The 18,449-nt window shown below is 56.0% G+C and carries 19 protein-coding genes and 1 tRNA gene; 8 read left to right on the top strand and 12 right to left on the bottom strand.

What is annotated here, in order from left to right:
- Positions 1-23: 23 nt before the first annotated feature.
- Positions 24-314 carry a hypothetical protein gene (locus tag TR2A62_RS18995; protein WP_009158809.1) on the top strand — a complete coding sequence of 97 codons (291 nt, stop codon included), beginning with the start codon at positions 24-26 and terminating at the stop codon, positions 312-314.
- Here the strand turns inward: TR2A62_RS18995 and lexA are convergent.
- The 6 genes from lexA to TR2A62_RS04600 form a co-directional block, all read right to left on the bottom strand.
- Positions 311-1,009: a transcriptional repressor LexA gene (gene lexA / locus TR2A62_RS04625; protein WP_009160483.1), complete on the bottom strand. Its 699-nt coding sequence runs from the start codon at positions 1,007-1,009 to the stop codon at positions 311-313. The genes TR2A62_RS18995 and lexA overlap by 4 nt on opposite strands.
- A gap of 92 nt (positions 1,010-1,101) precedes the next feature.
- Positions 1,102-2,280, bottom strand: coding sequence for a gephyrin-like molybdotransferase Glp (glp, locus tag TR2A62_RS04620; RefSeq protein ID WP_009157936.1), 1,179 nt, complete (start codon positions 2,278-2,280; stop codon positions 1,102-1,104).
- The gene (gene moaC / locus TR2A62_RS04615; RefSeq protein ID WP_040820214.1) at positions 2,277-2,753 is read right to left on the bottom strand and encodes a cyclic pyranopterin monophosphate synthase MoaC; all 477 of its coding nucleotides are present in this window, start codon (positions 2,751-2,753) and stop codon (positions 2,277-2,279) included. Before moaC ends, glp begins: the two co-directional genes overlap by 4 nt.
- Positions 2,753-3,568 (bottom strand): indole-3-glycerol phosphate synthase TrpC, encoded by an 816-nt coding sequence (trpC, locus tag TR2A62_RS04610; protein WP_009159945.1) that lies wholly within the window; start codon positions 3,566-3,568, stop codon positions 2,753-2,755. The genes moaC and trpC overlap by 1 nt, the downstream gene beginning before the upstream one ends.
- Positions 3,565-4,587 carry an anthranilate phosphoribosyltransferase gene (gene trpD / locus TR2A62_RS04605; RefSeq protein WP_009158383.1) on the bottom strand — a complete coding sequence of 341 codons (1,023 nt, stop codon included), beginning with the start codon at positions 4,585-4,587 and terminating at the stop codon, positions 3,565-3,567. Before trpD ends, trpC begins: the two co-directional genes overlap by 4 nt.
- Positions 4,584-5,165, bottom strand: coding sequence for an aminodeoxychorismate/anthranilate synthase component II (locus tag TR2A62_RS04600; protein ID WP_009157439.1), 582 nt, complete (start codon positions 5,163-5,165; stop codon positions 4,584-4,586). Before TR2A62_RS04600 ends, trpD begins: the two co-directional genes overlap by 4 nt.
- A gap of 155 nt (positions 5,166-5,320) precedes the next feature.
- Between TR2A62_RS04600 and TR2A62_RS04595 the strand changes: the two genes are divergently transcribed.
- Positions 5,321-7,090: a divergent polysaccharide deacetylase family protein gene (locus TR2A62_RS04595; RefSeq protein ID WP_009160527.1), complete on the top strand. Its 1,770-nt coding sequence runs from the start codon at positions 5,321-5,323 to the stop codon at positions 7,088-7,090.
- Positions 7,091-7,128: 38 nt separating this feature from the next.
- On the opposite strand, the gene trpE is transcribed toward TR2A62_RS04595, so the two are convergent.
- The 5 genes from trpE to fabI all read right to left on the bottom strand — a co-directional run bounded on the left by trpE (position 7,129) and on the right by fabI (position 13,196).
- Complete coding sequence (gene trpE, locus TR2A62_RS04590) at positions 7,129-8,637, bottom strand: anthranilate synthase component I (protein ID WP_009160552.1); 1,509 nt, start codon at positions 8,635-8,637, stop codon at positions 7,129-7,131.
- Entirely contained in the window at positions 8,627-10,495 is a 1,869-nt protein-coding gene (locus tag TR2A62_RS04585) for a SurA N-terminal domain-containing protein (RefSeq protein WP_009158549.1), read from the bottom strand. The genes trpE and TR2A62_RS04585 overlap by 11 nt, the downstream gene beginning before the upstream one ends.
- Before the next feature lie 81 nt (positions 10,496-10,576).
- The gene (locus TR2A62_RS04580; RefSeq protein WP_009159409.1) at positions 10,577-11,752 is read right to left on the bottom strand and encodes an aminotransferase; all 1,176 of its coding nucleotides are present in this window, start codon (positions 11,750-11,752) and stop codon (positions 10,577-10,579) included.
- 63 nt (positions 11,753-11,815) lie between these two features.
- On the bottom strand, positions 11,816-12,334 hold the full coding sequence (gene gpt / locus TR2A62_RS04575) for a xanthine phosphoribosyltransferase (protein WP_009160190.1): 519 nt from the start codon (positions 12,332-12,334) through the stop codon (positions 11,816-11,818).
- A gap of 55 nt (positions 12,335-12,389) precedes the next feature.
- Entirely contained in the window at positions 12,390-13,196 is an 807-nt protein-coding gene (fabI, locus tag TR2A62_RS04570; protein WP_009157298.1) for an enoyl-ACP reductase FabI, read from the bottom strand.
- Between the two features lie 156 nt (positions 13,197-13,352).
- On the opposite strand from fabI, the gene pdxH reads away from it, so the two are divergent.
- The 4 genes from pdxH to TR2A62_RS04550 all read left to right on the top strand — a co-directional run bounded on the left by pdxH (position 13,353) and on the right by TR2A62_RS04550 (position 15,277).
- Entirely contained in the window at positions 13,353-13,955 is a 603-nt protein-coding gene (gene pdxH, locus TR2A62_RS04565) for a pyridoxamine 5'-phosphate oxidase (RefSeq protein ID WP_009159010.1), read from the top strand.
- A 140-nt stretch (positions 13,956-14,095) separates the two neighbouring features.
- Positions 14,096-14,626 carry a cold-shock protein gene (locus tag TR2A62_RS04560; protein WP_040820209.1) on the top strand — a complete coding sequence of 177 codons (531 nt, stop codon included), beginning with the start codon at positions 14,096-14,098 and terminating at the stop codon, positions 14,624-14,626.
- A gap of 7 nt (positions 14,627-14,633) precedes the next feature.
- Entirely contained in the window at positions 14,634-15,095 is a 462-nt protein-coding gene (locus TR2A62_RS04555) for a DUF192 domain-containing protein (protein ID WP_009159115.1), read from the top strand.
- Between the two features lie 105 nt (positions 15,096-15,200).
- A tRNA-Pro gene (locus TR2A62_RS04550) sits at positions 15,201-15,277 on the top strand.
- A gap of 48 nt (positions 15,278-15,325) precedes the next feature.
- On the opposite strand, the gene TR2A62_RS04545 is transcribed toward TR2A62_RS04550, so the two are convergent.
- Complete coding sequence (locus TR2A62_RS04545) at positions 15,326-16,339, bottom strand: LacI family DNA-binding transcriptional regulator (RefSeq protein WP_009159737.1); 1,014 nt, start codon at positions 16,337-16,339, stop codon at positions 15,326-15,328.
- 100 nt (positions 16,340-16,439) lie between these two features.
- On the opposite strand from TR2A62_RS04545, the gene TR2A62_RS04540 reads away from it, so the two are divergent.
- Positions 16,440-17,951 (top strand): tripartite tricarboxylate transporter permease, encoded by a 1,512-nt coding sequence (locus tag TR2A62_RS04540; protein ID WP_009157486.1) that lies wholly within the window; start codon positions 16,440-16,442, stop codon positions 17,949-17,951.
- Positions 17,948-18,412, top strand: a complete 465-nt coding sequence (locus TR2A62_RS04535; RefSeq protein WP_009157962.1) for a tripartite tricarboxylate transporter TctB family protein — start codon at positions 17,948-17,950, stop codon at positions 18,410-18,412. The genes TR2A62_RS04540 and TR2A62_RS04535 overlap by 4 nt, the downstream gene beginning before the upstream one ends.
- The last annotated feature ends 37 nt before the right edge of the window (positions 18,413-18,449 follow it).

Raw genomic sequence — 18,449 nt, 5'->3', positions numbered from 1 at the left:
CAAGGCAAACAGGCATTGCCGAGATGGGTGAAGTACGAGTTATCCATCTGGCTGGAAAAGCAGCACAGCGCAGTTTCCTAGGGTGCCGATCTGATGACATCGTCATTCTGAGCACTGCGGCCGAACGGGTGTTCAACTGTGAAACCTATGACCCCAAGCGTTTGCGCGAAACTAAATCGCTTGGGGTGACGCGCGGCGCGGTTGGTTGGGATATTATCACCGCCAATGCGGTAGCGGGCCAGAGGCCGTGGAGCAGACACAGCCCGGAAATTCCAGCCCGCCACCCACTCTGGGCACGCGCAGATCTGCGTTAGTAGGTGCGGATCAAACCAACAAGCCGACCCTGAACTTTGACCTGATCGTCATTGAAAACACGGGTCTCATAGGCTGGGTTGGCGGCCTCTAGCGCGATGGACGCACCATTGCGGCGGAACCGTTTCAGTGTGGCTTCTTGATCTTCGACCAGTGCTACAACGATATCACCGTTGTCGGCGGTCGACGTCTCTTTGATCACGACAACATCGCCATCATTGATGCCAGCATCAATCATCGAGTCGCCTTTCACTTCGAGCGCATAGTGTTCACAAGTGCCCGCAACCATGCCACCTGGCACAGCGACAGAGTGGGCCGCATGGCTGATTGCCTCGATTGGTACACCCGCAGCAATCTTGCCCATGACCGGCAGTTCAATTGCATGAGTTGTTTCAACCGGACGCGCATCATGTGGCGTGCTGTCGGGGCGGTCGCCTTCGATCACTTGTGGGGTAAAGCCACGTGGGCCGTTGTCCGCCATCGCGTCAGGCAATTTTACGATCTCAATCGCCCGCGCACGGTGTGCCAAACGACGGATAAAACCACGTTCTTCGAGGGCGGTGATCAGACGGTGAATGCCAGACTTAGATCGTAGGTCCAACGCTTCCTTCATTTCGTCAAAGGACGGTGGCACGCCATCACGCTGAACGCGCTTGTGAATGAACTCGAGCAGATCAAGCTGTTTCTTCGTCAACATCGGGCAATCCTCACCAAACTAGGTCGCATTTTCGTCATTCGTTTGCGAATTGTTCTATTGATGTTCTTGTTTTGTGTCAACTCTTTCTGCGTCTATGCGGGCAGGGGGATGTAGTCGACGGATGCGCCAGCCGATTGGGCTGGGTCGTTTGGAGGCCGGATGACCAAGACATTTGCGTCGCTTAGAATTGTGAGCAGGCTACTGTCTTGGCGGGGCGAGACTGTGATGCCAGCAGTTGTTAGATGTCCGCGCATGTAGTGTTCGCGATCTGCGTTCTTGGGGATGTCGTGAGTGAGCGGCGCGCTTTGGCGGGCCACTGGACGTGCAGGGTGCCCCAGCATCCGGTGGATCACTGGGGTTAGGAACACGTGGCCACAAACCATCGCCGAGACGGGATTACCCGGTAGGCCGATCAATGTGGATGATCCAATGCGGCCAGCCATCAGGGGTTTCCCGGGGCGCATCGCGACTTTGTAGAATGACCGATCAAGACCCATGGATTGGGCGACGTCACCTACAAGATCATGGTCCCCAACAGATGCACCGCCGATGGTCACGATCAGATCGGCATCCGATGCGAGCCCAAGCACGGTTTCTAATGATGCGTTGGTATCTTGAGCGATCGGCAACATCCTAGGCCGTGCGCCGATCTGGGTCATCAACGCGTGCAAGCCGTAGCTATTCGAGGCGATGATCTGGTCTGCATTTGGGGTTTCACCCGGTTGGACCAGCTCGTCTCCTGTTGCGACGATTGCGACAGTCGGGCGGCGCGTCACTGGCACCCGTGGGATGTTCATCGATGCCAGCAAGGCGATATCGGATGCAGTCAGCCGGCGCGGGGCCGTGAGTACATCACCGGTTTTGAAATCACCGGCGGCAGGGCGGACATGGTGGCCTGCATCCAAGTTGTCAGACAGGACGATTATGTCGCCATCGCGGATCACGTCTTCTTGGATAACAACGCGGTCGGCACCATCTGGCAATGGCGCGCCTGTAAAGATGCGCGCGGCTTGGCCAGATTGAACGGTTCCGTCAAAGCGGTGGCCAGCTGCGGCCTCACCAATCACAGCGAGCGTCGCACCTGTCACGGCATCATCGTTGCGGAAAGCGTATCCATCCATGGCAGAGGCAGCAAAGGGTGGTTGATCGCGTTGTGCCTTTACTGGCTGCGCAAGCGTTCTGCCCGCTGCATCAATCAGTGCGATCTCTTCAATCTCGAGCGGTGAAACCAGATCGAAAAGGGCCGCGAGTGCAGCATCGACCGAAATCATGGCGCCTCGAAGCGGCCCGATTTTCCACCGTCTTTGAGCGTGACGTGAATACCGCCGATTTCCATCGTCTTTTCGACAGCCTTGACCATGTCAAACAACGTCAGTGCGGTGGTGCTGACCGCTGTCAGGGCTTCCATTTCCACACCTGTCTGGCCACTGGTTTTCACAGTCGCACTGATACGCACACCAGGAAGCGTCGTGTCAGGCTCAAGTTCAACAGAGACTTTGGTGATCGGTAGGGGATGGCACAGCGGTATGAGCGTCGAGGTTTGTTTCGCGCCCATGATCCCCGCAAGACGGGCGATGCCCAGAACGTCGCCCTTTTCCGCGCGACCTTCTGTGATGATCTCTAGGGTCTCACTGGTCATCTTGACCCAGCCTTGGGCCGTGGCGATCCGGTCCGTGTTGAGTTTTCCCGACACGTCAACCATGTGAGCATGGCCCGAAGGGTCAAAATGTGTGAGACCTGACATCACATACCCCCAGATGTCAGAGGGTTAGCTAGAATTTCGCGTGTGGCTGCTGCCACATTTTCTTGACGCATCAGGCTTTCGCCAATCAAAAAGACACGCGCACCGTACATCGCCAAATCAGCGAGATCGGCAGGTGTGTTGAGGCCGCTCTCGGCAACGATTGTGCGATCATCAGGCACCAGTTTGGCCAACCGCCGTGTGGTATCTAGTGATGTCTCAAAAGTCTTGAGGTTGCGATTGTTAATTCCCATCAAAGGCGACTTGAGCGCGGTTGCGCGTTCTAGTTCAGCCTCGTCGTGGACTTCGATCAGCACGTCCATGCCCCATTCAAATGCGGATGCCTCAAGCTCTTGGGCCTGTGTATCACTGACCGAGGCCATGATGATCAGAATACAATCTGCATTCAGCGCGCGCGCTTCGGCAACCTGATAGGTGTCGTACATGAAATCTTTGCGCAGCGCCGGCAGATCCACGGCCCCACGGGCGGCTACGAGGAATTCATCGGCTCCTTGGAAGGACGGGGTATCTGTCAAAACTGAGAGGCAGGTCGCACCGCCGTCTTCGTATGCTTTGGCTAAAAATGCAGGTTCAAAATCGGCCCGGATCAGGCCTTTGGAGGGCGACGCCTTTTTGACTTCTGCGATAAGGCCATAGCCTTCGCGGCTCGCATCCTGCAGCTTTTTGGCAAACCCGCGTGTGGGTGGTGCGGCGCGTGCGGCGTCTTCGACAACAGACAGACTGACCTTGGATTTGCGGTTGGTGACCTCTTCCAGCTTGTAGGCTTTGATCTTGTCTAGAACGGTTCCGGTGCTCATGCGCTGGCCTCTTGGGTGATTTGGGCAAGTTTTTCGATGGCGCGCAGGGCGGCACCGCTGTCGATGCTCTCGGCGGCGAGGGCAGCCCCTGATTTCAGATCGTCGACCTTGTCGGCGACAACCAATGCAGCAGCCGAATTCAACAGTACGGCATCGCGGTAGGCGGACGCCTCACCAGCCAATAGGGCGCGAAATGCCTTGGCGTTGTCCTCTGGGGGTCCGCCCATAATGTCGCGGAACGGATGGACGGGCAAGCCCGCATCCTCTGGGTGGACTTCGCGGCCAATGATTTTGCCATTCTCCAAAACGGCAACTTGGCTCGGCTCGGAAATGGCCAATTCGTCAGTGCCGTCACCCCCGTGAACCAGCCACGCTTTTTCGGTTCCCAAATCCTTGAGCGTTTCGGCCATCGGGAAAATCAGGTCGATTGCAAAGGCGCCGGTCAGCTGCCGTTTGACACCAGCGGGGTTTGTGAGCGGCCCTAGGATATTAAAGATCGTCTTGCAGCCCAGCTCTTGGCGTACAGGCATAACATGGCGGATCGTAGGGTGATGCATCGGCGCCATCATAAAGCCGATGCCAGCCTCGCGAATGGCTCTTTCAACAACGGCGGCCTCGACCATGACATTGACGCCCATCTGGCCCAATGCGTCCGCGGCCCCCGAAAGGGACGATAGGTTCTTGTTGCCGTGCTTGGCGACGGGTACGCCCGCGCCTGCGACGACAAACGCGGTTGCAGTCGAGATGTTCAAGGTCCCTTTGCCGTCGCCGCCCGTTCCCACGATATCAATTGCATCGGCTGGTGCAGACACCGCATTACATTTTGAGCGCATCACAGCAGCGGCTGCCGCATATTCGGCCACGGATTCACCACGAGCCCGCATCGCCATCAACAATCCGCCCATCTGTGCAGGTGTCGCTTCACCTTCAAACAGAGCCTCGAACGCCTGTTCGGCTTGTGCGCGACTAAGCGGTCCCTCAGAGGCGGCAAAGATAATCGGTTTCATCATGTCACTCATGCGGGGACCTTTACGTCATCGAGAAAATTCTTGAGCAAAGCGTGGCCGTGTTCGGACGCGATGCTTTCGGGGTGGAACTGAACGCCGTGAATGGGCAGCGTCTTGTGTTGCAGTCCCATGATAGTGCCATCGTCCAACTCAGCAGTGATTTCCAAGCTGTCGGGCAGGGTGGCGCGATCGACCACGAGGCTGTGATAGCGCGTTGCCTCGAACGGGCTGGGCAATCCTGCGAACAGACCTTTGCCAGTATGTTTCATCTGGCCCATTTTGCCATGAACGATATCAGAGTGCCGCACGACTTTGCCGCCAAATGCCTCACCAATTGTTTGATGGCCCAAACAAACGCCCATCAGGGGTGTTTTGGTCTCGGCTGCGGCGGCGGTCAGAGCCAGACAAATGCCTGCCTGTGCAGGGTCGCAAGGGCCTGGTGACAACAGAACCGCATCTGCGCCCATTCCCATCGCTTCTTGGACATCCAGCGCGTCATTACGCCGGACAATGACCTCGGTTCCTAATTCGCCCAAATAATGGACCAAATTGTAGGTAAAACTGTCGTAGTTATCTATGAGCAGCAGCATTGCGGGACCTATTACAAATTCAGGACTACCGCAGGACGGTGCGGCAGAGTTATACATGGCTTGGGAACGCTTAGGTCGTCAAGGCCGTGGCGGTGTGATTTCCCCCTAAAAACAGGGGCATCACAGGTGAAAGGCAGCAAGAAGGGCCGTCATTGGTGGCACGTGGATTTTTAGCAGGCAGTGTTTGGGGCGCGGTTGTCGCAGCTCCGGTCTTGGGTGTGGCGTCTTTGTTGGGCGAGCTTCCGCCGGAAAACACCCCCCCAGAGGTGCCAAATGTCGAAGTCCCTGCGTCGGCTGATGCAGGCACGATCAACACCAATGGGACGACTGTTTCGGAAACCAGTGGTGAAGCCGCCTCGCAAGGCACTGATACCCCAATTGTAGGTGCGCCTCAAACCGAGGTAACCGCACCAATTGCAGATACGAATCCTGCTGATATCCCTCAGACCTCTGGGATCGAGGGTTCGATGGCCGAGCCAGAAGCGGGAACAGAAACCGCGGTATCAGTTGATACAGTAGAGCCTGTTTTGCCAAACCCTCAGGCGCTCGCGCCGGTTAGCCCTGCACCAGAAGAAGATTTGTCCATTTCGACCGAGCCTGCACAACCGGTTGCTCCGGCTGTCGAAGAGGGCGGGGCTTTTGCAGCGCCGGCTGAAGAAGAATTTGTTTTTGTTGAAACGCCAGAAGGTGACACTGAGACTTCGACAGAAGAAGAGACCGTTGAGACAGCGCCAGAGACGACTGTAGAGGACGTTGTCGAGCCAGAGCTCGTTGAGCCTGAGGCCGAGCCTGAAGCTATGGTCGAGCCAGAGATCACGGATGACGCTGACACGACGGAAGCTGTGGCTGAAGCATCCGAGGAACAACCAGCTGAAGCACTGGCAACGGAACAGACCGCTGAAGTGGCTGAGGTTGAAGAACCTGTTGTCGCAGCAGAAGGCGAAGCCGCGGTTGCCTCGGATGAGCCCACAGTTGCAGAGACCGAAGGGCAAGACGATCCGAACGAGCAAGACGAAACTAACGTTCAGGTCGCCGAGGCGGTCAACCAAGAGCTTGAGGGCACACCGTCTGACGAAACATCGCTCGAGCCGCAAACAAATGTCGACGATCTGTTTGCCAGCCTCGTTGAGCCGAGCAAACCGGCGGGCACCCCTGCGGGCGACCTCGCTAAACTTGCCCCCGAAATCAAAGTAAACCGCCTGACCGATACCGAGACTGAAGATACGTCTGACGCGGATGTGTCGCGCAATGCGCTGGTCGACTATGCCATCGCGTTTGACAACCCCGATGATAAACCGCTTCTTTCTGTTGTGTTGATTGATGACGGTGCCGGTGGACTGGGGCCAACTGCGCTAACTTCGTTCACGTTTCCTGTAACGGTCGCGATCAATGCGGCCCAACAGAATGCGACAGAGCTGATGCAAAGCTACCGTGACGCCGGGGCAGAGGTGATGGTTCTGACCAACGTGCCGCGAGGCGCGCAGGCTGCGGATCTCGAGGTTGCATTCGAGGCATATCGCACCGCAGTCCCAGAGGCTGTAGCGGTGCTTGATGGAGGCGAGAACGGTTTCCAAGAAGATCGCGCGCTTGTCTCGCAAGTCACTGAAATCCTTGCCAGTCGTGGGCAGGGTCTCTTGACCCAAGCGAAGGGGCTGAACTCTGTCCAAAGAGTTGCCCAAGAGGCCGGTGTCGCATCAGCATTGGTATTTCGCGATCTTGATGTTGCTGGCCAAGACGCGCGGGTGATCCGCCGTTTCCTAGACCAAGCTGCGTTCACGGCCCGTCAAAAGGGCGACGTGGTTGTTCTGGGACGCATGCGGGCAGATACGATTTCCGCACTGCTGTTGTGGGGTGCGGGTGACCGCGCAGATCAGGTCGAACTGGCCCCGATTTCGGCTGTTTTGACCGGATCAGTGGTACAGTAACTGGGCCGCGAATTGGCCCAGAACCTTTTCAATACGTATTAGCTATTGCCGCCTGAAAAGCGCGCAGCGTCTGCAGCTGCAGCGCGGATCGCATTCGATTTATGAACGGTCTCTTGGTATTCGGCTTCGGGATCGCTGTCGTATACGACACCACCACCCGCCTGAATGTAGAGCTTTTCATCCTTGAGCACGGCCGTGCGCAGCGCAATGCACATATCCATGTCGCCATTGGCGCTGAAATAACCGCAGCCGCCGCCGTAGACGCCACGCTTTTCGGGCTCAAGCTCGTCGATGATTTCCATCGCGCGTACCTTAGGGGCGCCAGACACTGTGCCCGCTGGCATGCCAGCAAAGAACGCCGATAGTGCGTCTTGATCGTCGGCAAGCTCGCCCACAACGTTTGATACAATGTGCATCACATGGCTGTAGCGTTCGATGATGAATTTCTCGGTCGGGCGCATGGTGCCGACTTTGGTCACCTTGGCCGTATCGTTGCGTCCAAGATCGAGCAGCATCAAATGTTCAGCCAGCTCTTTCTTGTCGGCCAGCAAATCCACTTCGTAAGCGCGATCCTCGTCAGGCGTTTTCCCGCGAGGGCGGGTGCCTGCAATCGGGCGAATGGTGACTTCGTTTCCAAAGACGCGCACCAAAATCTCTGGGCTCGCACCGACAACTTGGAAGCCGTCAAAGTTGAAATAGAACATGAACGGTGAAGGGTTCGTCCGACGCAACGAGCGGTACAATGCAAAGGGTGGTTCTTTGAAATCTTGGGTCCAGCGCTGTGCTGGCACCACCTGAAAGATATCGCCAGCGCGGATGTAGTCCTTGGCCTTTTCCACGGCCTCGAGATAGGCCTGATGGGTAAAGTTCGACACGGGTGGCGCGATCTCGGCTGCTTCCCCTAGATTGCGGGTCGCCGTTGCAGGGACACGTTCCAGATCACGAACAGCGTCCATGACGCGCTCGGACGCTTGGGCATAGGCCGCTTTGGCAGAAAGGCCGCTGTCGGCCCATGCAGGTGCAACAAGGATGACCTCACCCTTTACGCCGTCGAGGACCGCAATCACGGATGGGCGGATCATCACTGCGTCAGGTAACCCCAAGACATCGGGGTTCACATCGGGCAAATGCTCGATCAACCGGATCATGTCATAGCCCAGATATCCGAACAGTCCGGCTGACGCTGCTGGCAAATCAATTGGCAGATCAATTTTCGATCTTGCGATGATTTCGCGCAGGGCTGTCAGCGGGTCCCCGGCGCAGGGCGCAAAGCTGTCTTGGTCGATCCGTGCTTGGGTGTTGATGGCCGATGTTTCGCCTTCACACTTCCAGATCAAATCCGGCTTGAAGCCGATGATCGAATACCGACCGCGGACTTCACCACCTGTTACGGATTCAAGGACAAAGCTGTAGGGCTGATCGCCAGCCAGTTTCATCAACAAGGAAACAGGCGTGTCTAGGTCGGCGGCGAGCCGCGTGTAGACAACCTGAGATTTACCTGCGTTGAATTCTGTTTCGAACGTCGAAAACTGTGGCTCAATAGCCATGACCACCAGCCCCACCAGATTGAAATTGTGCGTGGACTGCGTTCAGGGCGGCTTGGTTCAACTCGATACCAGCCTTGGCCTGTACGGCGCGGGAATAGGCATCCAGCAGATCCTGCGCGATGCCTTGCTCTGCCTGTTGCGAAAGCAGATCGAGACGCGCTGTTGCTTCTTCGCCTTCGGTATCGGCAGCCCCGATCACATCAAGTCGGACCAGATAAACGGCGCCAAACGCTTCGAGGATTTCGCTACCACCCACGTCGAGCGCAAACACGCTAGGCAACATTTGACCGGGTGCGCCAGCGATAAAGTCGGTGCGGGTCATGCCGGTTTCGACATTTGCCTCAACACCAAGCGATACGAGTGTGCGGCCTTCGTTCACCTGATCGATCAACCCTTGGGCCTGTTCGTTCAGCAAACGTGATGTTTCTTGGGTTTCCCAACCTGCAACGACCTTGCCGCGGATATCCTCGAGAGGGACAAGCTCAGCATCGATCGTTTCGTCAAGGCGCAACGCAAACAACCCGCCGTCTTCAAATCTTTCAATGTCTGGGAAGTCATTCGACGTCACGGCGTTGGCTGCCGCACGAAAGTTGTCGTAGCCTGCAATGATCTCTTCTGAGCCAGCAAACCAATCTATCTGCCCCAGCACCATTTCAGTTTCGGCGGCGACCTCTTCGAGAGTGGCACCACCAACAAGCAGGTCATCAATCTCGCGCGATGCGTCGTCAATGATCCGGCGGGCGCGTTCGGTTGCCAGTTCTTCGCGCAGCTCTGGCAGCGCTTGCTCATAGGTTGTTTCTTGGGCCGACAGGACCGCGTTCATCCGGAACAGGGCAGGGCCCAGATCCGTCGGCAGTGGCCCGACGACATCACCTGTCTGCGCGGCAAATACGGCGTCGCCAGCATCCCCAAGCTCGGGTTGGGCCAAGTCACCGAGGTCGATGTCAGAGAGTGCGAGACCACGTTCCTCGACCAAGGCATCAAACGTAATCTCGCCTTCTGTCAGGCGCGCAGCCGCCGCGTCAGCATCCTCTTGGGATGAAAAGACCAACCGCTCGACCAAGCGGCGCTCAGGTTGGACAAATGTATCGAGGCGCGTGTTGTAAAGATCTTGCAGAGCGGTCTCATCGATTTCGACAGTGTCGACGATCATTTCAGGAGTGAGCGACACATAAGTCAGGCGCTTCTTTGCAGGTTCCGTGAAATCGATCGGATTTGCTTGATAATAGTCCAACAGCTGTTCATCAGTCGCTGCTGTCAGTTCTGTTTCGAGATCCGCCTGACTAAGGCGTACCCAGGTGAAATCGCGGCTCTCGCCGATGTAGCCAGACAATGTTTCAGCATAGGTGTCCGAGGCTTCAACGCCGGTCAGAACAGCGCCTTGCAACACGGTACGTGCCATTTCTTCGCGTAGCTGCGTCTCAAAGGTGGCTTCGGTCAGGCCGTTGTTGCCCAAAGAAAAACGGTACGCGTCGCGGTCAAATTCACCACTTGGTCCACGAAAGCTTGGGATTTCTAGGATTTGCGCGCGTACGCGTGCATCACCAACCGAGAGACCGACCTGAGCGGCCTCGTTGTCCAACGCGCGGACCCCGATGACACGGGCCAACACGGCGCGATCCAGACCAATCGTTTGGGCTTCAGGGAACGAAACAGATGATCCTGTTTGGGCCTCAAAGGCCCGAATTTCTTGGTTCAATTGGTTCGCATAGGTTTGCAGATCAAGCTCTTTGTCGCCGACAGATCCGATGCTGCGAATATTGCCAGACAGCCCAGTTGCGCCAAAGCCAATCAAGCCTACAAACAAAAGACCGATGACGATCCAGACGAAGAAATTTGACGTTTTGCTGCGTGCCATGTCGCTGCTGTTCCCTGTATGATCTATGCCTTGTTTTCCAAGGTTGCACATGACTAGCGGCAAGGGGCAAGAGGTGCAAGATCACAAGGCCGTTGAGGCCAATCTACGAAAGAGATCACCGACACCTGTGCGGTCAATGTTGGCAAAGGCCACACGCATTTGACGCGCACCTTGGGGCATTTCGTCGGGCATGAACATTGTGCCGGGTAACATCAAGACACCTGCCTCGCGAACAAGCGCCTTGGCTACCTCGTCAGAGGGGCGCGAATAGGGGTGTTGGACATAGGCGAAATACGCGCCACAGCCCATCAGCGTCCAACCTTGGTCAGCGAGCACGCCAAACCCTTCGTTGATCGCGGCACGGCGGTCCAGAATTTCAAGACGCTCACCAGCGAGCCAGTCTCGCAAATTCTGCATCCCCCAGAGAGCAGCCCGTTGACCTAGCTGGTTGGGGCAAATTGTGACCGTGTCCAAAAACTTCTCAACTTCGGCCATACGCTTGGTCGAGGTGACAAGCGCACCGACACGGTGGCCCGTCAGACGGTATGCTTTGGAAAAGGAATAGAGCTGGATCAGTGTGTCGTCCCAGTCAGGATCGGTGAACAGGTCATGGGGCGCGCCGACATGCGCGTGAAAGTCGCGGTAGGTTTCATCAACGATCAGGGCGATATCGTGGCGGCGGGCCAGATCAAAGAATGCGCGCACCAGTTCGGCTGGATATTCAACACCGCCGGGATTGTTTGGGGTAACCAGTGCAATGGCGCGCGTCCGGTCTGTGATCAGACGTGCGGCTTGATCGGTATCGGGCAATAGATCCGCGCCTGTCAACAACGGGACTGTCCGAACGCCCGCCATGTCCAGCCACATACGGTGGTTAAAGTAGTAGGGCACCGGCACGATGACTTCGTCACCTTCGCTGGCCAACGATGCGATTGCAGCTGCAAAAGCTTGGTTGCAGCCCGAGGTGATTGCGACCTGAGCGTCCGTCACTGTGCCACCATAGGCGTCAGACCATTCACCCGCGACCTCTGCCCTTAACGCGTCCAGGCCCAAGACGGGGCCGTAGAGGTGCGATGCGTCATCATTCACGATCATGTCCGCCATAGCCTGACGCATCGGCAGCGGGGGGGGGTCGACAGGGGCAGCTTGGCTCACGTTCAAAAGCGGACGATCGTCGGTGAATTCGACGCCCTGTAACCAGCGTCGGGCCTCCATGACGGGCGGTGAAAACGTGGTTTGTGTCCGGCTCAATGTCATGGCGTGGTCCAATCGCGTGCCTGCGGCACATTTCTTCGAATGCCGACCAATGGCAGGCGGGTTTTAGTCGGTCCCACGGTAGGGTTTGACGTACTGCATTGCCATGTCCCACGGGAAGAAAATCCACGTGTCTTGGCTGACCCCAGTGATGAAATCATCTACCTGTGGTTCGCCTTCAGGTTTAGCATAAACAGTTGCAAAATGGGCGTTTGGATAGAGCTCGCGCACCAGTTCGAGGGTTTTGCCACTATCGACCAGATCGTCGATAACAAGCACGCCAGTGCCGTCGCCCATGATCTCGGGGTCAGGTGATTTGAGAACCTTTGCCTCGCGACGTTGATCCGCCGCACCACCGCCTGAATGGTAGGATACAACCGAGATCGTATCGACCGTCCGCACATCCAATTCGCGGGCAACAATCATTGCAGGGGCCATGCCGCCACGAGTGATTGCGACAACGGCGCGCCATGCGCCATTGTCAGGCCCATTGCCATCCAAGCGCCACGCCAGCGCACGGCTATCACGGTGGATTTGGTCCCAGCTGATGTGAAAGCCTTTTTCGTGGGGTAGACGGTCGGTCATAGTGTGCCTCGTTCAACAGCAGCAGGTTCAGAGCAGTCTGAACCTCGGGTTTTTCTTAGGATTTGGCCATGTCTGGCGCATCAACGGCCTTCATGCCAACGACATGATATCCGCAGTCAACATGCAGGTTTTCGCCGGTTGTGCCGCTGCCTAGATCAGAGAGCAGGAACAGGGCAGCTTTGCCGACGTCTTCGGTCGTGACATTGCGGCGCAGAGGCGAGTTATATTCGTTCCACTTCATAATGTAGCGAAAATCGCCAATGCCGGATGCCGCGAGAGTTTTGATTGGACCCGCTGAAATCGCGTTGACGCGGATGCCGTCCTTGCCAAGATCTTCGGCCAGATATTGTACAGACGCTTCGAGTGCGGCCTTGGCCACGCCCATGACATTGTAGTGAGGCATGACTTTTTCGGCACCATAGTAGGTCAGTGTCAGGCAAGAGCCGCCCTCGTTCATCATTTTTTCAGCACGCTGCACAACAGCGGTAAAGGAATAGACCGAGATATCCATGCTCATTGCAAAATTGCCGCGCGTGGTGTCGACATAGCGACCGCGCAGTTCACCTTTGTCTGAGAAACCAATGGCATGCACGATAAAGTCGATGCTGCCCCATTTGTCTTTGAGCGCGTCAAAGAGCGCGTCGATGGATGCCTCGTCCCCAACATCGCACGGCAGTACAACGTCTGAGCCCAGCTCTGCGGCCAACGGATCGACCCGTTTCTTAAGCGCGTCACCTTGATAGGAGAATGCCAGCTCTGCACCTTGGTCAGCCAGCGCTTTGGCAATACCCCATGCGATCGATTTATCATTGGCAAGACCCATGATCAGGCCGCGCTTTCCGCTCATCAACTGTGTCGACATAGTCCCTCGTGTCCTTTTCGGATCGGTGTTCTTGATCGGTTTAGGCCATTGCGTGGAACCCATCAAGGGACAGCGACCAAAACGGCAACTGGTCGTATGGCACGGGTGCATTAGATATGTCACAATGGACTGACGGCGAGACAAGGAACAGCGACGATGGAACGAGACGGCATTTTTGCAGGTGATGACCCTTTTGCTTTGGCGCGGACGTGGCTGGCCGAGGGTGAGGCGACTGAGGTCAATGACCCAAACGCTATTGCGCTGTCCACTATAGATGCGGACGGCCTGCCCAACGTGCGGATGGTGCTTCTCAAAGATATCGAAGACGATGCGTTTGTTTTCTACACCAACTATGAGAGCCAAAAGGCACTAGAAATCGAACAGGCTGGCAAAGCGGCCTTTGTCCTGCACCACAAGTCGTTGCATCGTCAAATTCGTGTGCGCGGAACAGTGGCCCGAGAAGATGGGGAAAAGGCGGATGCCTACTATGCGTCTCGGTCGCTCAAAAGCCGGCTAGGGGCGTGGGCGTCACAACAGTCTCGTCCGTTGGCATCGCGCGGTGCGTTGATGGCCCAAGTTGCCAAGGAAACTTCCAAGCAGGGGACGTCACCGTCCCGCCCTCCGTTCTGGGGTGGTTTTCGCATCACACCGGTCGAGATTGAATTTTGGGCAGACGGAGCGTTTCGGCTGCACGATAGGTTCCGTTGGACACGCAAGGGTAGTGGTACGCCATGGAGTGTTGTGAGGCTGAACCCATAAATTATATCAATTGATCAATTTTTGATCTCTTGCGCTCTTGTTCTCGGTTAATTTTCGTGACCTCTTGTTCTCGGTTAATTTTCATGACCATGAATCGACAGCAAGCGGCTCTTGGGTGCGCTCTCAGATTGGTAAAAGAAATGTTAGAGAACACAAGTGACGCGCGATCGATGCGCGGCCTAGTGAAATGGTTCGATCCCAGCAAAGGATTCGGTTTTGTCGTCGCAGATGACGGCGGACCTGATATTCTGCTGCATGCAAACGTGTTACGAAATTTTGGTCAAAGTTCAGTCGCTGATGGGTCAGCGATTGAATTGTCTGTGATCGATACCGAGCGCGGGATTCAGGCAGCCGAAATTATTACGATCACGCCGCCGGAAATGGACCTAGATCACAAAACACCACATGATGATGGCTTTGAAGATGCGGATTTGACAGGTGTTGCGCTAGAGCCAGCACGTGTGAAATGGTTCGACAAGTCCAAGGGCTTTGGCTTTGCCAATGTTTTTGGGGTGTCGGACGATATCTTTATCCACGTCGAGGTCTTGCGCCGGTCAGGTTTGGCCGATTTGCAATACGGCGAGGCGATTGGCGTCCGCGTGGTTGACGGTAAACGAGGGCGCATGGCGGCACAGGTTGCATCGTGGGAGGTCGCCCTGAAAGAAGAGTAAGGGCGCTATGTTTCGATTTATCTCGGCAATTTTGTTTTTGGCTACAGCGGCAACCGCCGACTGTGATCCGTTGGCTGTTGTCGTCGACGGCGACTTTGGCCAAGCGCGTTTCACGGTCACTGTAGCTGATACGCCTGCGGAGCGGGGGCAGGGGCTCATGAATGTGCCTCACCTCGCTACACTCGAAGGCATGTTGTTTATGTATGAACGCCCCCAACAGGTCGCGTTCTGGATGAAGAACACGTTGATTCCCCTCGATATGATCTTTGCTGATGAAACGGGTCTAATCACCCGCATCCATGCCAACGCGATCCCTGGTGATCTGACAGCGATTCCAGGTGGTGGTGGTGTTCTGGCCGTTCTGGAAATCAATGGTGGTCTGGCGGCGCGTCTGGGCATCGAAACTGGCGATACTCTGAGCCATCCATCGCTTGATCAGACGATAGCGGCGGCCCCTTGCGCCAGCTAAAGCGCCCGTCTTTACGATCATCTGAAAGACAAAACCAATAAATTGCATTCAGGTGCGTTTTTTGGCTTTCCAATCCGCGCTGTCCGTCCTACACAGCGCTCGGTTCGGGGCGTGGCGCAGCCTGGTAGCGCACCTGTTTTGGGTACAGGGGGTCGTAAGTTCGAATCTTACCGTCCCGACCATTTTGTCACCGATATGGTGATCATAGTCCTCCTGATTGAACACCAGCGCTAGCAAGACCGCCGTGCCATCAACTCAGATGGGCACAGCTGGTTTTCGAGTTTTGTATCTGGCGCAATGATGGACTGGACTAAGGCGTTACCGCCCAATTGTCCGATGGTCCGCGCAGGAATACGAACCGTCGTTAGCGCTGGTTCGACATCTCGGGATCCTTTGAAATCACCAATTCCTGTGATGGCGATGTCTTCGGGCACACGCAGACCTCGTGATTGTACCGCATAGACAGCCCCCAAGGCCAAGACATCATTGCCGCACAGGATGGCGTGTGGGCGTTGCCCTGTATCGAGGTAAAGCTGCACTGCAGCCTTGGCCGCTGAAATACTATAGGGCGTCTCAAGCCGTTGGTCTTCGTTTGGGCTGTGCCCCTGATCCGCCAATGCGTCATGAACACCGCGGGCACGCGAGGTCGCGCGATCGTTGCCTCCTAGGGGTGGGAACAACGTGGCTATCTCTGAGTGGCCACCGGCCAACACGTGATCCGCTATCTTTCGACCAACTTCGTAGTTATCCGCACCAACGCATGGTAGCCGCGACACGGGATCAAAATTCCAAAGAGACATCGCTGGAATGTTCTGGCTTTCGATCAGATTATAGACCTCCTCAGAGTGGTCGAGCCCCACAAGCGCAACCCCGTCCACGCGGTGTTCCAGAAACTTGCGCAGGATCGCGTACTCGTTGGCTTTGTCGTAATTGTGCGAACTCAGCAGAATGGTAAAGCCGTGTTCGGCCACGGTGTCTGAAAAGGCTTGGACCAACTCAGCAAAGATCGCGTGATTGATCGTCGGCACCAGCAGACCAATGGTGCCAGAACGGATTCCGTGGATCGTCTGAGCCGCGCGATTGCGAATATAACCCAGCCGTTTGACCGCCCGATCAATTTTTTTGCGGGTGGCGCTGTTTACTAATTCGGGGCGATTAAAGAATCTCGACACTGTTGCTGGCGACACCTTTGCGGCGTTTGCAACATCGACAATATCGGCTCTTTTAGTTTTATTATCAGACATATAACACCAAAATTCAGTGAATTTATGAAAACATTTGCAAAACTATTTTCATTACCTAACCTCAAAGGTCAATTGCTGCTTTTGGAAGAGGGCTGCCGCTTTGGAATTTCTCAGCTACATGGGCGACGTGTTCACGCCCTTTAACTTTTTGCTGTTGATGGTTGGGACCATCGGGGGCCTGATATTGGGTGCGACCCCCGGTTTGTCCCCCACAATGGCGGTCGCATTGTTGATCCCGTTTACGTTCAAACTTGAACCGGCGCAGGGCCTAATCTTGCTGGGGGCTGCATATACGTCGACTGTCGCAGGGGGCGCTGTCAGTGCGATCCTGCTCAAGATACCCGGGGCACCCGCAAACATTGCGACCACGCTCGATGGGCACACGATGGCGCAAAAGGGCGAAGGCGCCAAAGCCCTGCAATTGTCGTTCTTGGCCTCGGCAGTGGGCGGCGTCTTTGGCGTTCTATTGCTGATCTTTCTGACACCTGTGCTGGCGGAATGGGCGCTTAAATTTGGACCATCCCACCTGTTCTGGCTCGCAATCCTCGGCGTCACGGTCATCGGATCACTTGATTCCAGTTCGGTGGTAAAAGGCCTTTTGTCCGGATGCATTGGCCTGTGGCTCGCCACGATTGGGTTTGATGACATCATGGGTGCGCAGCGGTTTATCTTTCACCCAGCAGTGGGGGGCGGCATCAATGTGATCCCTGCCTTGATTGGTCTCTTTGCGATCCCGCAGGTCATCACGATGTTTGCCAAAGGACGCACGACCAGCAACGCCGAAGTCATCACGGTCAAAAAATCACCGATCCGCGAGGCTGTGGCCGAGGTTGCTAAGCGCTACCGCGCGTTGGGCATTGGTACCGCCGTCGGCAGCATCATTGGATTGATCCCCGGTGTGGGCGGTCAAATCGCCGGTTTGGTTGCATATGATCAGTCCAAGAAATTTAGCCCCGAGCGCGGTAAGTTCGGAACAGGCCATAGCGAAGGCGTTATTGCCGCTGAATCCGCAAACAATGCGATGGTTGGCCCGTCCTTGGTGCCGCTGCTGACGCTGTCAATCCCAGGGTCGCCAACTGCTGCGGTCCTACTGGGTGGCCTGTTGATCCACGGGATCTTTCCGGGGCCGGATTTGTTCAACAATCACCCTGATGTGGCTTGGACGTTCATCAACTCGATGCTGATCGGTCAGATCTTGATGTGTATCTTTGGCCTATATGTTGCTGGGCTGGCGGCCAGCGTCGCGCGTGTGCCGCATTCTGTGATGGCCGCCGTTGTTCTAGGCCTCGCTGTCTTCGGCAGCTATTCGGTGCAGCACTCGATGGGGGATGTCTATGTGATGGCCTCGTTGGGCTTGGGGATGTATTGCCTAGAACGCTTCGGCTTTTCAGCGGCACCGCTTGTTCTGGGTCTGATCCTAGGACCGATTGCCGAGGCGAACTTTGTCCAAGGGTCAATGATTGCCAATGCGACATCCAGCATAGGTAGCTACTTCTTTACAGGGAAATTGAACGTAACGCTGATCGCAATCGTGGTCCTGTCGGTTGCCTATTCGGCATGGATGGAGCTGCGCAATCGTCGCTTTACCTCAAAAGAAGAGATCATCGGATGAACGATCTACCCCGCAACCAGCACATAATCATGTCCGGCAGTGTTGCCGTAGTCGGTGTCTGGATCGCCTATATCAGTTTCACCCAAGAGCCCGCGGCGGCATTTCTATTCCCGCGGATGATCTCGAGCTTGTTTGTGGTGCTTGCGATTTGGACCTTTGCCAAGGCGGTCATGGGCCGCAGCCGTGTGGGGCAGGGTCTGTCGGGCCAAGACATGCGCAACATCCTACCAGGCCTGATCATCATGGTGATCTATGTCTTTTGGGCGGCCAAAGGGTTGGGGTTCTATACCGCCTCAACCATCACATTCTTCATTCTACTCAGCCTATACGACCCAGCACCGCACCGCGAAATGCGTAGCTGGATCAAACGCATCATCATCACAGCCGGGTTTCTGGCAGTGATGTATGGCCTCTTCGCGGCACTACTCAATGTCTACACACCGCGAGAGATCTTTTTCTGAACCGCAAAAGCGGCAGAGCAAACCCTTAGGGAGGAAA

Source organism: Thalassobium sp. R2A62 (assembly GCF_000161835.1).
Taxonomy (GTDB): Bacteria; Pseudomonadota; Alphaproteobacteria; order Rhodobacterales; family Rhodobacteraceae; genus Thalassobium.
The sequence above is the reverse complement of the archived record's forward strand: the minus strand, read 5'-3'. Positions and strand labels throughout refer to the sequence as shown.

Bases quoted from the DNA above. Each gene is read 5' to 3' on its own strand.
- trpD (WP_009158383.1), bottom strand. From the start codon at position 4,587: ATGAGTGACATGATGAAACCGATTATCTTTGCCGCCTCTGAGGGACCG.
- TR2A62_RS04560 (WP_040820209.1), top strand. From the start codon at position 14,096: ATGTTAGAGAACACAAGTGACGCGCGATCGATGCGCGGCCTAGTGAAA.
- lexA (WP_009160483.1), bottom strand. From the start codon at position 1,009: ATGTTGACGAAGAAACAGCTTGATCTGCTCGAGTTCATTCACAAGCGC.
- trpE (WP_009160552.1), bottom strand. From the start codon at position 8,637: ATGGCTATTGAGCCACAGTTTTCGACGTTCGAAACAGAATTCAACGCA.
- TR2A62_RS18995 (WP_009158809.1), top strand. From the start codon at position 24: ATGGGTGAAGTACGAGTTATCCATCTGGCTGGAAAAGCAGCACAGCGC.
- TR2A62_RS04535 (WP_009157962.1), top strand. From the start codon at position 17,948: ATGAACGATCTACCCCGCAACCAGCACATAATCATGTCCGGCAGTGTT.
- fabI (WP_009157298.1), bottom strand. From the start codon at position 13,196: ATGTCGACACAGTTGATGAGCGGAAAGCGCGGCCTGATCATGGGTCTT.
- TR2A62_RS04545 (WP_009159737.1), bottom strand. From the start codon at position 16,339: ATGTCTGATAATAAAACTAAAAGAGCCGATATTGTCGATGTTGCAAAC.
- pdxH (WP_009159010.1), top strand. From the start codon at position 13,353: ATGGAACGAGACGGCATTTTTGCAGGTGATGACCCTTTTGCTTTGGCG.
- TR2A62_RS04585 (WP_009158549.1), bottom strand. From the start codon at position 10,495: ATGGCACGCAGCAAAACGTCAAATTTCTTCGTCTGGATCGTCATCGGT.
- TR2A62_RS04580 (WP_009159409.1), bottom strand. From the start codon at position 11,752: ATGACATTGAGCCGGACACAAACCACGTTTTCACCGCCCGTCATGGAG.
- moaC (WP_040820214.1), bottom strand. From the start codon at position 2,753: ATGTCAGGTCTCACACATTTTGACCCTTCGGGCCATGCTCACATGGTT.
- TR2A62_RS04555 (WP_009159115.1), top strand. From the start codon at position 14,634: ATGTTTCGATTTATCTCGGCAATTTTGTTTTTGGCTACAGCGGCAACC.
- gpt (WP_009160190.1), bottom strand. From the start codon at position 12,334: ATGACCGACCGTCTACCCCACGAAAAAGGCTTTCACATCAGCTGGGAC.
- glp (WP_009157936.1), bottom strand. From the start codon at position 2,280: ATGATTTCGGTCGATGCTGCACTCGCGGCCCTTTTCGATCTGGTTTCA.
- trpC (WP_009159945.1), bottom strand. From the start codon at position 3,568: ATGAGCACCGGAACCGTTCTAGACAAGATCAAAGCCTACAAGCTGGAA.
- TR2A62_RS04600 (WP_009157439.1), bottom strand. From the start codon at position 5,165: ATGCTGCTGCTCATAGATAACTACGACAGTTTTACCTACAATTTGGTC.